12 protein-coding genes are annotated in these 13,535 nt (G+C 67.1%); 5 read left to right on the top strand and 7 right to left on the bottom strand.

All coding sequences use genetic code 11. The annotated features are described in order from the left end of the window. The first annotated feature begins 61 nt into the window (after window positions 1-61). The 3 genes from ABE422_RS14230 to ABE422_RS14220 all read left to right on the top strand — a co-directional run bounded on the left by ABE422_RS14230 (window position 62) and on the right by ABE422_RS14220 (window position 3,673). Complete coding sequence (locus tag ABE422_RS14230; protein ID WP_346481910.1) at window positions 62-1,648, top strand: M20/M25/M40 family metallo-hydrolase; 1,587 nt, start codon at window positions 62-64, stop codon at window positions 1,646-1,648. A gap of 119 nt (window positions 1,649-1,767) precedes the next feature. Continuing rightward, on the top strand, window positions 1,768-3,171 hold the full coding sequence (gene gltX / locus ABE422_RS14225; protein ID WP_346464400.1) for a glutamate--tRNA ligase: 1,404 nt from the start codon (window positions 1,768-1,770) through the stop codon (window positions 3,169-3,171). 16 nt (window positions 3,172-3,187) lie between these two features. Beyond that, entirely contained in the window at window positions 3,188-3,673 is a 486-nt protein-coding gene (locus tag ABE422_RS14220) for a Fur family transcriptional regulator (protein ID WP_019184450.1), read from the top strand. 65 nt (window positions 3,674-3,738) lie between these two features. Here the strand turns inward: ABE422_RS14220 and ABE422_RS14215 are convergent, their stop codons facing one another. The 6 genes from ABE422_RS14215 to ABE422_RS14190 all read right to left on the bottom strand — a co-directional run bounded on the left by ABE422_RS14215 (window position 3,739) and on the right by ABE422_RS14190 (window position 11,263). Continuing rightward, the gene (locus ABE422_RS14215; RefSeq protein WP_313217679.1) at window positions 3,739-4,923 is read right to left on the bottom strand and encodes an HlyD family secretion protein; all 1,185 of its coding nucleotides are present in this window, start codon (window positions 4,921-4,923) and stop codon (window positions 3,739-3,741) included. An 8-nt stretch (window positions 4,924-4,931) separates the two neighbouring features. After that, a complete protein-coding gene (locus ABE422_RS14210; RefSeq protein WP_346483195.1) occupies window positions 4,932-6,617 on the bottom strand; it encodes an MFS transporter in 1,686 nt (561 codons plus the stop codon). Beyond that, a complete protein-coding gene (locus ABE422_RS14205; RefSeq protein WP_313210773.1) occupies window positions 6,614-7,180 on the bottom strand; it encodes a TetR/AcrR family transcriptional regulator in 567 nt (188 codons plus the stop codon). Before ABE422_RS14205 ends, ABE422_RS14210 begins: the two co-directional genes overlap by 4 nt. A 100-nt stretch (window positions 7,181-7,280) precedes the next feature. Beyond that, window positions 7,281-8,522, bottom strand: coding sequence for an MFS transporter (locus tag ABE422_RS14200; RefSeq protein ID WP_346483194.1), 1,242 nt, complete (start codon window positions 8,520-8,522; stop codon window positions 7,281-7,283). Then, window positions 8,519-8,953 (bottom strand): MarR family winged helix-turn-helix transcriptional regulator, encoded by a 435-nt coding sequence (locus tag ABE422_RS14195; protein WP_313217685.1) that lies wholly within the window; start codon window positions 8,951-8,953, stop codon window positions 8,519-8,521. The genes ABE422_RS14200 and ABE422_RS14195 overlap by 4 nt, the downstream gene beginning before the upstream one ends. Before the next feature lie 114 nt (window positions 8,954-9,067). Next, window positions 9,068-11,263, bottom strand: coding sequence for a TonB-dependent receptor (locus ABE422_RS14190; RefSeq protein ID WP_346483193.1), 2,196 nt, complete (start codon window positions 11,261-11,263; stop codon window positions 9,068-9,070). Between the two features lie 157 nt (window positions 11,264-11,420). On the opposite strand from ABE422_RS14190, the gene ABE422_RS14185 reads away from it, so the two are divergent. Together ABE422_RS14185 and ABE422_RS14180 are read left to right on the top strand one after the other, a co-directional pair. Further along, window positions 11,421-11,834, top strand: coding sequence for a MerC domain-containing protein (locus ABE422_RS14185; RefSeq protein ID WP_121041406.1), 414 nt, complete (start codon window positions 11,421-11,423; stop codon window positions 11,832-11,834). Window positions 11,835-11,952: 118 nt separating this feature from the next. Continuing rightward, window positions 11,953-12,135 (top strand): 30S ribosomal protein THX, encoded by a 183-nt coding sequence (locus tag ABE422_RS14180; protein ID WP_019184443.1) that lies wholly within the window; start codon window positions 11,953-11,955, stop codon window positions 12,133-12,135. A gap of 80 nt (window positions 12,136-12,215) precedes the next feature. On the opposite strand, the gene ABE422_RS14175 is transcribed toward ABE422_RS14180, so the two are convergent. Then, a complete protein-coding gene (locus ABE422_RS14175) occupies window positions 12,216-13,478 on the bottom strand; it encodes an ectonucleotide pyrophosphatase/phosphodiesterase (protein WP_313210783.1) in 1,263 nt (420 codons plus the stop codon). Between the last annotated feature and the right edge of the window lie 57 nt (window positions 13,479-13,535).

Raw genomic sequence — 13,535 nt, 5'->3', positions numbered from 1 at the left:
TAGACTCGGGTATTGTTCGTGGTCTGGCCGAGAGGCGGGGGTAATCGTGTTCAAGTGGGGCATGTTGAGCGTGGCATTGGCATTGAGTGGCGTCGCCGATGCACAGACGAAGGAAACGGTGGACCTGGACATGGTCAGCCGCATCCGCCAGGAAGCCTTCCACCGGTCGCAGGTGATGGCGACCTTCAGCCATCTGACCGAGCAGATCGGCCCGCGCCTGACCAATTCGCCCGCGATGGGCGAGGCCAATACCTGGACCCGCAGCAAGTTCAACGAGTGGGGCCTGGTCAACGTCCATGACGAGGCCTTCGATGCGTTCGGCCGCGGCTGGGAGTTCAGCAACGCCAGCGTGGAACTGCTGAGCCCGCGCGTGGCGCCGCTGTATGCGCTGCCGAAGGCCTGGACCCCGGGCACCAACGGCCCGGTCGAGGGCGAGGTGATCAAGGTCGAGATCAAGAAGCTCGCCGATCTGGATCAGTACAAGGGCAAGATCGCCGGCAAGATCCTGCTGCTCAATGATGCACGCGACTACGAACGGGCCACCAAGTCCGATTCGCACCGCCACGATGACGCCGGCCTGGCCGAGCTGCAGGTGTTCGCGGTGCCCAAGGACGTCGCCGATGCCAAGGCCGACCGTGCCAAGAAGGCCAAGGAGTTCCTGGAGAAGCAGGAACTGACCCGTGCCACCAACGCCTTCTTCGCCGAGCAGGGCGTGCTGGCCACGATCAGCATCAGCGGCTGGGACAACGGCATCATCCGCGTCGGCGGCGGTGGCTCACGCAAGGCGGGCGAACCGGTCGGCGTGCCCGAGCTGGCGATGATGGCCGAGCACTACAACCAGCTGGTGCGGGCGGTCGACCAGAAGCAGGCGGTCAAGCTGCGCGTGAATGTCGAGGCCCGTTTCACCGATACGCAGGACCAGCCGGGCTACAACACGCTGGCCGAGATCCGCGGCAGCGGCAAGGCCGATGAGATCGTGATGCTCGGCGCGCACATGGATTCCTGGCACACCGGCACCGGTGCAGCCGACAACGCTGCCGGCGTGGCGGTGATGATGGAAGCCATGCGCATCCTCAAGGCGGTTGGCGCCAAGCCCAAGCGCACGATCCGCGTGGCGCTGTGGAGTGGCGAAGAGCAGGGCCTGATCGGCTCCCAGGATTACGTGTCCAAGCACTTCGCGCGCTACCCCGAGCCGACCGACCCGGCGCAGCTCAAGCTGCCGGCCTCGATGCGTGAACCCACCGGCGCCCTGCAGCGCCAGCGCGATTACGACAAGTTCTCGGCGTACTTCAACATGGACAACGGCTCGGGCCGCTTCCGCGGCATCTACGCGCAGGAGAACCTGGCCGCGGTGCCGATCTTCGAAGCGTGGCTGGCCCCGTTCCATGACGTGGGCGCGACCACCGTGGCCACCCGCAACACCGGCAGCACCGACCACATCGCGTTCGATCGCGTTGGCCTGCCCGGGTTCCAGTTCATTCAGGACCGCCTGGACTACTTCACCAACGTCCACCACAGCAACCTGGACACCTGGGACCACGCCGAGCCGGAGGACCTGAAGCAGGCCGCCGCCATCGTGGCCTCGTTCGTCTACAACGCGGCGATGCGCGATGAAAAGCTGCCGCGCAAGCCGTTGCTGACGCCCTGAAGGCTGCCGCGTGGGCCGCCGGGAAATGGCCGCCCACGCCATGCCGGGCAAGGAGTGCCCGGTTTGCGGCCGGGGCGGGGTAAAATTGCCGGGATTCCGTTTCCCGCCCTGAGCCCTCCATGACCTGCCGCACCCGTTTTGCCCCCAGTCCCACCGGCTACCTGCACATTGGTGGCGCCCGCACGGCGCTGTACTGCTGGCTGGAGGCCCGTCACCGTGGCGGCGAATTCGTGCTGCGCATCGAAGACACCGACCGCGAGCGCAGCACCCAGGGCGCGATCGACGCGATCCTGGAGGCGATGGAGTGGCTGGGCCTGGGCTATGACGAAGGCCCGATCTACCAGACCCAGCGCGTGGCCCGCTATCTGGAAGTGGCCGAGCAGCTGGTCGCCGATGGCAAGGCCTACTACGCCTACGAGACCAGGGAAGAGCTGGACGCGATGCGCGAGGCCGCCATGGCCAAGCAGGAAAAGCCGCGTTACAACGGCGCCGCGCGTGAGCTGGGCCTGCCGTACAAGGACGACCCGAACCGCGTGATCCGCTTCAAGAATCCGCTCGAGGGCACGGTGGTGTTCGACGACCTGATCAAGGGCCGCATCGAGATCGCCAACAGCGAACTCGATGACATGGTGATCTTCCGTCCGGATGGTTTCCCCACCTACAACTTCGCGGTGGTGGTGGACGATTGGGACATGCGCATCAGCGAGGTCATCCGCGGCGACGACCACATCAACAACACCCCGCGCCAGATCAATCTGTACGAGGGCATCGGCGCCCCCGTGCCGAAGTTCGGCCATATGCCGATGATCCTGGACGAGCAGGGCGCGAAGCTGTCCAAGCGCACCGGTGCGGCCGACGTGATGCAGTACAAGGACGCCGGCTACCTGCCGGACGCACTGCTCAGCTACCTGGCCCGCCTGGGCTGGTCGCATGGCGACCAGGAGCTGTTCAGCCGCCAGGAACTGATCGATCTGTTCGATGTGACCAACTGCAATTCCAAGGCCGCGCGCCTGGACATGGCCAAGCTGGGCTGGGTCAACCAGCACTTCCTGAAGACCGAACAACCGGCCGACATCGCTCCGCACCTGGTCTACCAGCTGAACAAGCTGGGCCTGGATCTGAACGCCGGTCCGGCGCCGGCCGACGTGGTGGTCGCACTGCGCGACCGCGTGCAGACGCTGAAGGAAATGGCCGAGAAGGCGGTGGTCTGGTATCAGCCGCTGACCGAATACGACGAGGCCGCGGTGGCCAAGCACTTCAAGCCGGGCGCGGAACTGGCGCTGGGCAAGGCCCGCGAGCTGTTGGGCGCGGCCGGGGAGTGGACGGTGGAGAGCGTTTCGGCGGCACTGCATGACGTGGCGACGGCGCTTGAGATCGGCATGGGCAAGGTGGCCCAGCCGCTGCGCGTGGCCATCACCGGCACCCAGGTCAGCCCGGACATTTCACAGACGGTGTTCCTGGCCGGGCGTGAAGAGGCCTTGAAACGCATCGAGGTCGCACTCACTAAAGTACCGACGGCCTGACCACAGGAGACCGCGCATGTCCGCAAAAACCGCTTGTACCGCTCCGCACCATCACGTTCACGACGCCTCCGACTTCGTGAAGGTGGTCGAGCGCGTGTGCTCGGAACGCGGGCTGCGGCTGACGCCGATCCGCGCGAACGTGCTGCGCCTGATTGCCGAGGCCGGCAAGCCGGTGAAGGCGTACGAATTGCTGGAGTGGGTGCGCAACGGCAAGGGCGTCGGTGCCGACGCCCCGCCGACGGTGTACCGCGCGCTGGATTTCCTGATGGCCAATGGCTTCGTGCACAAGCTGGAATCGGTGAATGCGTTCGTGGCGTGCCACCATCCGAGCAGTGCGCAGCATTCGGTGCCGTTCCTGATCTGCAACAGTTGCCACAGTGCGGTGGAGCTGGAGGACAAGGAGATTGTCAGCCAGCTGGAGAAGCGGGCGAAGGAGCTCGGTTTCCAGCCGCAGGCGCAGACGCTGGAAGTGCATGGCCTGTGCGCGCGCTGTGCGGGGTAGGTACCGACCGTTGGTCGGTACGCTGTTGATGTTGAAAAGCCGCGCATCTGCGCGGCTTTTTCGTTTCAAGGCGTCGCATCGGTCGGCTCGCGCCCTTCCGCAGCGGTATCCACTTTGACGATCACCGACATGCCCGGACGCAGGCGCGGTGCCAGCGGCTGATCGGGGTCGATGGAAATGCGGATCGGCAGGCGCTGGACGACCTTGGTGAAGTTGCCGCTGGCGTTGTCCGGACGCAGGACACTGAACTCCGAGCCGGTGGCCGGGGCGATCTGTTCGATGTGGCCGTGCAGCTTCTGGCCATCGAAGGCATCCACGGAGAAGGTGGCCGGTTGGCCGATGCGCATCTTCCAGGTCTGGCCTTCCTTGAAATTGGCGACCACCCACAAGGCATCGGGCACCAGGAACAGCAGCTGCGAGCCGGCGGTGACGTATTGGCCCAGGCGCACCGAGGCTTCGCTGACCTGACCGTCGCGCGGCGCCTGGATCACCGTGTTGGCGAGATCGATCTTCGCCAGTTCCAGCTGGGCCTGGGCCGTCTCGACGCGGGCTTCCAGGCCTTTGCGGGCAACCTGGGTGGAGGTCAGGGTTTCCTCGGCGATGCGGATCTGGGCCTGCGACTGCAGCACGCTGGCCTGCGCCGATTGCGTGGTGGTGCGGAACTTGTCACGGTCGTTGAGGGCGACCAGTTGCTGGTCGGCGAGTTCTTCGTAGCGCTTGAGTTCGGTACGCGAGCGCGAGAGCTCGGCCTGGCCGGCAGACAGGTTGGCCTGCGCGGCCTGGATCTGCGCGCGGTTCTGTGCCTGGGATTGATCGGAGTTGGCCAGCGCGGCCTTGGCGCTGTCCAGATCGGCTTCGGCCTGGACGACTTTCTCGCGGTAGATGCGGTCGTCGATGCGCAGCAGCGGCTCGCCTTGTTTGACGTGCTGGAAGTCCTTGACCAGCACCTCGGTCACATAGCCGTTGACCTGCGGCGCGAGCACGGTGATCTGGCCGCGCACGTAGGCGTTGTCGGTGGTCACCCGGGACGTCTCGAACGGCCACAGTGACCAGGCGCGCAGGATCAGCGCGATGCCGATCAGGGCGATCACGATCATGATGATCACAGCACGCAGGCTCGGCTTGAGGTACTTGGGCACGCCCGAGGGGGCCGCCGCGGGCGGCGGCGCAGGGGCGGGCGCAGCATCGGTCGGCGGCGGTGGGTTGACGTTCTCCGGGGCGGTATCGTCGTGCGGGGGTTGGGTCGACATGGGCGGGCTCATCGGGGCGCGACGCTGCCAGGCGTCGGCGCGGAAAGGGGAGGTGTCGGCGCGTGGCGTTTGCGCCATTGCTTGAGCACGGCGGTGCGCACCGCCAGCAGCAGCAACCAGCCAAGGAAGACCAGCGCGACGCGGCCGCTGAGCGCGAACACGTCATTGAACGCGCGCACGTTGGCTTCGCGGCGGGTGATCTGCGCCAGTTGCGCGGTGCCCTGCGCGCTGCGCTGCACCGGGTCGGTGATCAGCCTGGCGTAGAGCTGCTGTTGCTGTTTCAAGCGCTGGGCAACCACGTTGTCGGCCGGATCCAGTTGGCTGACCAGCGCACCGGAATACACCTGCTCGCGGTGCAGCTGGTAGGTGCCCAGCACGGCCGAGCCGGCCAGGCCACCCAGGGTCTGGGTGATGGAGAGCGTGACCAGGAAGGTGATCATGTGGTCAACGCCCTGCTTCAACGCCTGGGTGATGCCAAGCATGATCAGCGGCCCCATGAACATGCCGGCGCCGACGGACGCCAGGAACTGGCTGGCGAAGAAGTCGTGCGGGCGATCCAGGCTGGTACGGCTCTGGTCGAGCAGGGCCGCGCTGCCCAGCAGCAGGATGGCCATCAACAACTGCGGAATGAGTCGCTTCGGGCCGAAGGTGAGCGAGCTGGCGGCCATGCCGGTGATCACGCCGGCCAGGATCACCGCGAACAACGGACGCATCTGGTCCGGGCCCATGCCGAGCGTGCGCATCAGGCCGACCACGCCATAGGACTGCTCGGTGGTCAGGAAGCGGATCAGGAACGCACCGATGATGAAGTGCATCACCGGCAGGCTGGCCAGCCAGCGCGTCTGCAGCAGCGGGTTGCGGCGGTAGTGCTCGATGATGAAGGCGGTGGTGGACAGCGCGATCGAGGCGACCAGTGCCCAGCCCAGCCACGGCGTATCCAGCCACCAGCGGGTGTAGCCCTGCGCCAGCACGACGACCAGCAGGCCGACGGCGGGAGCGAGCAGCGCGAAGGTGAGGAAGTCGAGCGGTTCAAACGCCTTGATCTGTGCCCCCGGCGGGAGCTTGAGCACCACCACGGCGGCGAACGCGCACAGTGCCAGCCCGGCCTCGAACAGATACAGGTTGTGCCACTGCCCGGTGTCCACCAGGCCGGGCGAGACCAGCCACGCGATCGGCACCGCAAGCTGTGAGATGCCCACGCCGATCACCAGCAGATTGCCGGTGTATTTGCGCGGCAGCGATTGCAGCATGTACAGCGTGCCCAAGGTGCTGCAGGCCGCACCGGCGAAGCCGCTGGCCGCGCGCATCAGCACGGTGGTTTCGAAGGTGCCGACGAACAGATGCAGTACCGCCAGCGCGGCATACAGGCCCAGCCCGATCTCGGCGAACAGGCGGATGCCGTATTGCTGGCGGAACTTGAAGGCGAGCAGGTTGGCGGTGACGTTGACCATTGCATACGCGGCCACCAGCCAGCTGCCCTGCGCCGGGGTGAGCCCGAGCTGGCCCTGCAGGAACGGCAGGTTGGCGCTGACCAGCGCATTGCCCAGGCCGCCGGTGATCCCGACCAGCAGCGCCACCAGCGCATAGGCGAGGCGGCGGTGCGGCGGATGCCACGGCATCGAAGCCGAGCCCGGCAGGGTCGGTTTTTCGTGCTCCTCCCAGTCCGGAACCGGCTTGAGGTACTGCGTCATCATCCCTCCCCGTCGGCAGGCCCCCGCAATCCGCCACGCAGCAATTGCAGGGCGCGCGTGGCCAGCCGGGCGCGTTCGTCACGCGTCTTGCCACGCAGCGCGGCTCCCAGCATGCCTGAGATGAGTGAAATGTCCGTCGTTTCCAGATCGGGGCGGCACAGACCTGCGGCCACCGCACGGGCAATCGGTTCGCGCAGCAGTTCGAAGATCGTTTCGCGCGCGGCCCGGATCGGGATCTGATCCGGATCCACCGCGCGCCAGTAGTCCGATAATGCCGGCGATTGGACGATCCGGTTCGCCATCCCTTCCAGCACTTCGAACAGTGCATCGTCGCGGTCGCCGAGGGTCTGCACCTGGCGCGCGATGCGGTTGACGGTGCGCTGCAGCAGCGCCTCCACCAGGGCGGCACGGTCAGGGAAGTTGCGGTACAGCGTGGCCCGGCCGACCTGGGCACGCTCGACCACCAGGTCCAACGGGGCGGTCACGCCGTGCTGGCCGAACACGGCATCGGCAGCGTCGAGGATCTGGGCACGGCGGGCGGCCGCGTCGGCACGTTGGGTAGGCATGCGCGCATCATCGGACACAACTGTCCGGCGCGGAAGGGGGGGCGTCGGTTTTGGCACGCGCGGGTTGGCGCGCGCTGGGCAATGTCGAGGGCGGGTGAGCTCAGCGCGGCGCGGGCACGCCGTGACAGCCGCCCATGCGGGCTTCGCGGATGGGTAGATTGATCAACGCGGCGAGCACGGCCAGGCCCATGTCGGCGTACCACATCCACAGGTAGTTGCCGGTGTGCGCCAGCGCCAGGCCGCCGAGCCATGCACCAAAGAAACCGCCCAACTGGTGCGAGAGCAGGGTCAGGCCGAACAGGGTGCCGAGGTAGCGCGGGCCGAACAGCTTGCCGACCAGGCCGGCGGTGGGCGGAACGGTCGCCAACCAGGTGAAGCCGAGCGCGGCGGAGAAGACGTAGAAGGTGAGTGGGGTGGGCGGCGCAACGAGGTAGACCCCGATCATCACGGCGCGGCTGGCGTACATCCAGAACAGCAGGTACTTCATGCGGTAGCGCTGGCCGAGGGCGCCGACGATCAGACTGCCGGCGACGTTGAACAGCCCGATCAGCGCGATGGAGGATGAGGCGACGGTGGGCGAGAGGCCACACAGCGCGATCTCGCCGGGGAGATGGGTGACCAGGAAGGCGATGTGCAGACCACAGGTGAAGAAGCCCAGATGGAGATACCAGTAGCTGCGATCGCGCACCGCGACGCGCAACTGCGCGCGCAGCCCGCCTTCATCGGTGGCGCCGGCGGTGGGCGCATGGTCGCCGGCACGACGTCGCAGTGGCCAGGCCAAGGGCACCGAGAGCAGGGTGATCACCGCCATGGTGATCATGGCCCGCGCCCAGCCGGCGGTGCCGATGATCCATTGGACGAGCGGCGCGAACACGAACTGGCCCAGCGAGCCGCCGGCATTGATGAGGCCGGCGGCGAACGACCGCTTTTCCGCTGGCAGGCGATGGGCGGTGGCGCCGATCAGGACCGAGAAGCTACCGGCGCCGGCACCGGCGGCCATCAGCAGGCCGAGGGTGAAGGTCATGCCCAGCGGGCTGGTCAGCAGCGGTGCCAGCAGCAGCCCGGCCGCCAGCAGCAGGGCACCGAAGATGAGCACAGGCAATGCGCCGCGCTGGTCGGCGATGGCCCCGAACACGGGTTGCACCGCGCCCCAGACGAACTGGCCGATGGCCAGTGCAAAGCTGATTTCGACGATGCTGACGCCGGTGCCGCGGTGGATGGGGTCGACGTAGAGGCCGGAAGTCTGGCGCACGCCCATGGTGACCATGAGGATGGCGGAGGCCGCGACCAGCAGGCCCCAATGCATGGAGGGTGCGCGGGTCGCAGGGGTTGACGTGCTCATGCGTCGGCTCCGGTGGGCAGGGCGTGGTCGAGTTGGTCGAGCAGGGCGTTGAGCCGGGCGGTCGGAGTGGGCCCGAAGGTGGTTTCCACGTCGTGTTGCGCCTGTTGCCACAGGGGACGCGCGCGGCGAAGGCAGGCCTTGCCGGCAGCGGTGATGACGATCAGGCGTTGCCGGGCGTCATCACCGCGGCGTTGTTCGAGCCAGCCGGCGCTGAGCAGGGGCTTGAGGTTGCGGGTGAGCGTGGTGCGGTCCATGCCAAGCGCCTCGGCCAGGTCGCCCAGCTGGCGCGGTGTGGGGGCGCGACGCAGGATGGAGTACGCGTTGAGGCTGAGCCCGGCGGGGGCGAGGTGGGCGTCATAGATCTGCGAGAGCCGGCGTGCGGCGCGGCGCAGGCGGAAGCAGGTGCAGGGGCTCTGGGTCAGCGGGTCCATGGGCGTGCGCCGGGGTGGGTGCTGGATGATACGTGCATATGCACGTAGTTGGTCAAGCATCAAAAAAGGGGGCCTTTCGGCCCCCTCGGGTCAAGCAACCACCCAGTGAATCGATCAGAAGTAAGCGCGGATCCCGAATGCCACGCCGCGGCCCGGCAGCGGGGAGTAGTCGCGCAGCAGGGAGGTGTGCGGACGGACCTCGCGGTTGGTCAGGTTGCTGCCGTCCAGGAAGACTTCGTAGCTGTTGCTGTCGGTACGGTCCCAGCGGTAGGCGAAGTGGGCATCGACCAGGGTGTAGCCGTTGCTCGGCTCTTCATTCTGGGCGACGTCCTTCTGGCTGCTGTAGCGCACGGCACCGACCGAGGCGCGCCAGCCATCCTTGGCCCAGCGCAGGTCCGCGCCGACACGGCCCGGGGCGATGCGCGGGAGGTAGCCGGTGTTGGCCAGATCCACGGTGTAGTTGTGGTTGTGATCACCGTGCGGGACGGCGATGTCGACGCTGCGGCTGCCGCTGCCATCCAGTTCTGCTTTGACGTAGTCGCCGAAAACGCGCAGGTCCCAGTCGCCAGTGTTGCCTTCGAAGAGATGGAGCAGCGCTTCGGCTTCAGCCCCCTTGAAGGTGGCGTCCTGCTGCGTCCACAGGCGGACCGGCAGCGATTCGACCACGCCGGTGTCGGCCAGGTAGATGAAGTCCTTGAACTTGGTCTGGTAGATGGAGGCGGAGAAGTCGACACGGTCGCTGTGGGTGTGGATGCCCAGTTCGACGCGCTGGCCGCGTTCGGTCTTCAGGTTCGCATCGCCGATTTCCAGCGAGCGGGTGGCGATGTGCGCGCCGGCGGCGTAGAGCTCTTCGTTGGTCGGGGCGCGCTCGGAGCTGTCGATGCCGAAGCGCAGGTCGACGGCGTCGTTGAGGGTCCAGATGCCGGCGGCGGAGAGATTGGTGGCGTCGAACGTGCGGGCGCGGTAATCACCGGTCGGGTCCAGCTTGACCTGGTCATGGCGGCCGCCGAGCTCCAGCTTGAACGCGCCGAACTGCTTTTCCTGCAGCACGAACAGGCCGATGTTCTTCGTCGCGGTATCCGGCACGAAAGCTTCTTCGCCCTTGGCGCCGAAGTCGCTGTTGCCGAACTGCAGGCCGAACGCGCCGTCCCAGCCACCGATCTGTTCCTGCACGGCTTCCAGGCGGCCTTCGATGCCGCGGTTGGTGAAGCGCGTGGCCGGCGTGCCGGCTTCGAGTTCGGTGTGCTCGTAGTCGGTGTAGGCGGTACGCAGGGTGATGTTCTTCAGGAACGAGGTCGGCTGGTAGATGCCGCCCTTGGCTTCGAAGCGGTTCTGCACCATGTCGATGCGGACGTCATGCTCGTCACCTTCTTCCTCATCGCCATGGTCGTGATCGTGGTCATGATCATGGTCGTCGTCGGCATGCACGTGCGCGCCGTTGGGAATGCCGTAGTTGGTGCGGTAGGTGCTGGCGGACACACCGAAGTAGCCGTCATCGCCCAGCCAGGTGGCACCGACGCCGCCGGCGCGGGTGCGGATCGAACTGTTGTCCAGACGGCCGCGGCGTGGTTCGTCGGTGTCGCCTTCCTCATGGTCGTGGCCGCTGTGATCTTCCAGGCCATCGATCACCGCGTAGCCGGGAATGCGGTAGTCATCGCCGTTGCGGACCAGGCCGTCCACATGCAGCACGACGTTGCCGCTGACACCGTCCAGGCGGAACATGCCGCTGCGCTCGTCGTTGACCGAATTGCCGCGCAGCTCTGCGCGGCCGCTGAGCGGACGGTCCGGCAGTTCGCGGGCGATGCGGCCGTCGACCACGTTGACCGCGCCGCCGATCGCGCCGCTGCCGAACAGCAGGGTCGCCGGGCCCTTCAGGACCTCGATCTGATCGGCCAGGAACGGCTCGATGCTGGTGGCATGGTCGGCGCTCACCGTGGAGGCATCCATGTTGCCCATGCCGTTGGACAGCACCGCCACGCGCGGACCTTCCTGCCCACGGATGATCGGGCGGCCGACCCCGGGGCCGAAGAAGGTGCTCTGCACGCCGGGCAGCTTGGCCACGGTGTCGCCGAGGGTGCCGGCCTTCTGCTCGTCCAGGCGCTCACCGGCCAGCACATCAACCGGGCGGGCCAGCGATTCGGCATCGCCCTGCAGCGGCGAGGCGGTGACCTTCACGGTGGAGAGTTCGGTCAGGTGGCGGTCGCGGTGGTTGCCGGCATCCTCGGCGGCCATGGCCAGCGAGGGCAGCATCGCGGCGGCAAGGGCCAGCGACAGGGTGTGGTGTTTGAGCAGGACGGAGCTGGAGCGCATAGGGCAGGGGCCTTCGGTCAATTGTTACAATATATCAATGGTGGGGCGCGCGAATCCCGTAACGGGACGGGGGAAGGGAAGTCAGGGGGAGGCAAGGGTGCGCGTCAGGATTGATGTTATATTATTCCATAACGCTTCGCCGACCCTGCTGGAAGTCATGCCCTTGTTCGCTCGTGTTCGCCATCTGCTGGATCGTTTCGGTGCCACCGGCTCGCTGCTGTGCGCCGTGCACTGCGCTGTGCTCCCGGTGCTGCTGGCCGCTGCGCCCTCACTGGGCCTGTCGGTCTGGATGAGTGACGGCGTGGAGCTGGCGCTGGTGAGCTTCGTCACCCTGCTGGGCCTGTTCAGCCTGGTCTGGGGCTGGCGCCGGCATGGCGCGCTGCGCGCGCTGGGCTTCCTGATCCCGGGCCTGACCGCGTTGTGGGCGGGCCTGTTGTACGGCCCGCTGCACCACTCGGCGGTGCCGCATGCGGTGGTGATGACCCTGGGCGGTGTGCTGGTGGGCGTGGCCCATCTGGTGAATCTGCGCCTGAACCACGGCCACGTCCATGACGCCAGCTGTGCTCATTGAGAGCGCGCATGGTAGGCTTTCCGATCGTGCGCGGGGGCGCCTGAGAGGGCGGCCCCGCCGAACCCGTGTCAGTACGGGGTAATCAGATTTCGCAGCATTCAGACTAAGGAGTTACGACATGGGTAAGGGTGACCGCAAGACCGCCAAGGGCAAGCGCTTCAATGCCAGCTACGGCAATTCGCGTTCGCACGTCGTGAGCAAGGCGGCCGTGGGCGCAGCTGCGCCGGTTGCCAAGAAGACCGTGACGAAGGCGCCGGCCAAGAAGGCCGTTGCCAAGAAAGCGGTGGCCAAGGCCGGCTGATCCAGCCAGGCGGGTCATGAAAAACGCGGCGCTTGCGCCGCGTTTTTTTTGCCTGCGTTCCGACTGAAGCCGATGCGCGCTCAGCGCAGCGCAGGCAGCAGTCGCTCGGCGTCGCCGTCGTTGGGCGCCGCTGGAATCCCCAGCAGGCGGGTCAGCAGCGGGTAAACATCCACGTTGTCGAACGGGGGCAGGCGCTCACCCTGTTTGAACGCCGGGCCACGCGCCACGAACACCGCGCGCATGGACGGCAGCGCATTGTCATACCCGTGGGAGCCGCGATCGCCCGGCCCGCGTTTGGCGATGCGCTCGCGGGTCAGGGCATCCCAGCCTTCGTGCATCTGGCAGACGATCGGTGGAATGCGCGGGTTGCTGCCGTACTTCCAGCGCGCCGGCAGGGTCTGGCGCGTCCAGCAGTCGTACTGGGCATGCGCGCCCAGCAGGATCTGCTCGGCCTGCGCCTGCTTGCCCGGCAACGGGGCGAACCCGATCGACTGGCCGACCGAGATGTCCTCGGCAATGGCGGGATCGATCATGTCTTCGGTGGCCACCACCTGGCCGTCCGGCACGCCGGCCATCCCGTGGTCGGAGACCAGGATCACGTTGGTGGCCTCGGCCAGACCGCGTGCCTGCAGACCGTCCAGCAGGCGACCGACCGCGCCGTCGGCCAGGGCCACCGCGGCGGCGTACTCGTGCGATTCCGGGCCGTGATTGTGGCCGGCCTTGTCGACCTGCTCCATGTACAGCGTCACCAGTCGCGGCGCCTGCGGGCCGTGCTGGTCCAGCCAGCCCAGTACCTGATCCACGCGATCGGGCAGGGTCACGGTCTCATCGTAGCCATGCATCTGGCTGGGGCGGATGCCCTGGATCGCCGCCTCACTCCCCGGCCAGGACCACACGGCCGTGCGCACGCCAGCCTTTTCCGCACCCACCCAGATCGGCTCACCGCCCCACCAGCGGGAATCGGCCACCGATTCGCGCACGTGCAGCTGGAATCTACCCAGTGCATCCTCGTGCATGCTGTTGTGGATGATGCCGTGATGGTTGGGCCGCAGGCCGGTCACGATCGTGTAGTGGTTGGGGAACGTCAGCGCGGGATAGGAGGGCGTCATCCATTGCGCCCGCACGCCCTCGTGGACGAGCCGACTGATGTTCGGGGTAATGCCGCGGTCGAGCATGTCCGCGCGCAGGCCGTCGATGGAGATCAGCAGCAGCTTCTGCTGCTGCGCCGGGACGCTCCGGGCGACGGTCGCCGCAGACGCGACAGGCGGGGAAGACGGTGCGGTGGCGCAGGCGGCCAGCGAGAGAGCGGCGGCAAGCGCCAGTGGAAGGCGGACGGAAATCATGACGACATGATAGTGCGTGGCGGTGACGCGTCGAAGACAACCGATGGCATACGCCAC

Origin of the sequence: Stenotrophomonas sp. TWI1151 (assembly GCF_039673135.1) — a bacterium.
Taxonomy (GTDB): Bacteria; Pseudomonadota; Gammaproteobacteria; order Xanthomonadales; family Xanthomonadaceae; genus Stenotrophomonas.
The sequence above is the reverse complement of the archived record's forward strand: the minus strand, read 5'-3'. Positions and strand labels throughout refer to the sequence as shown.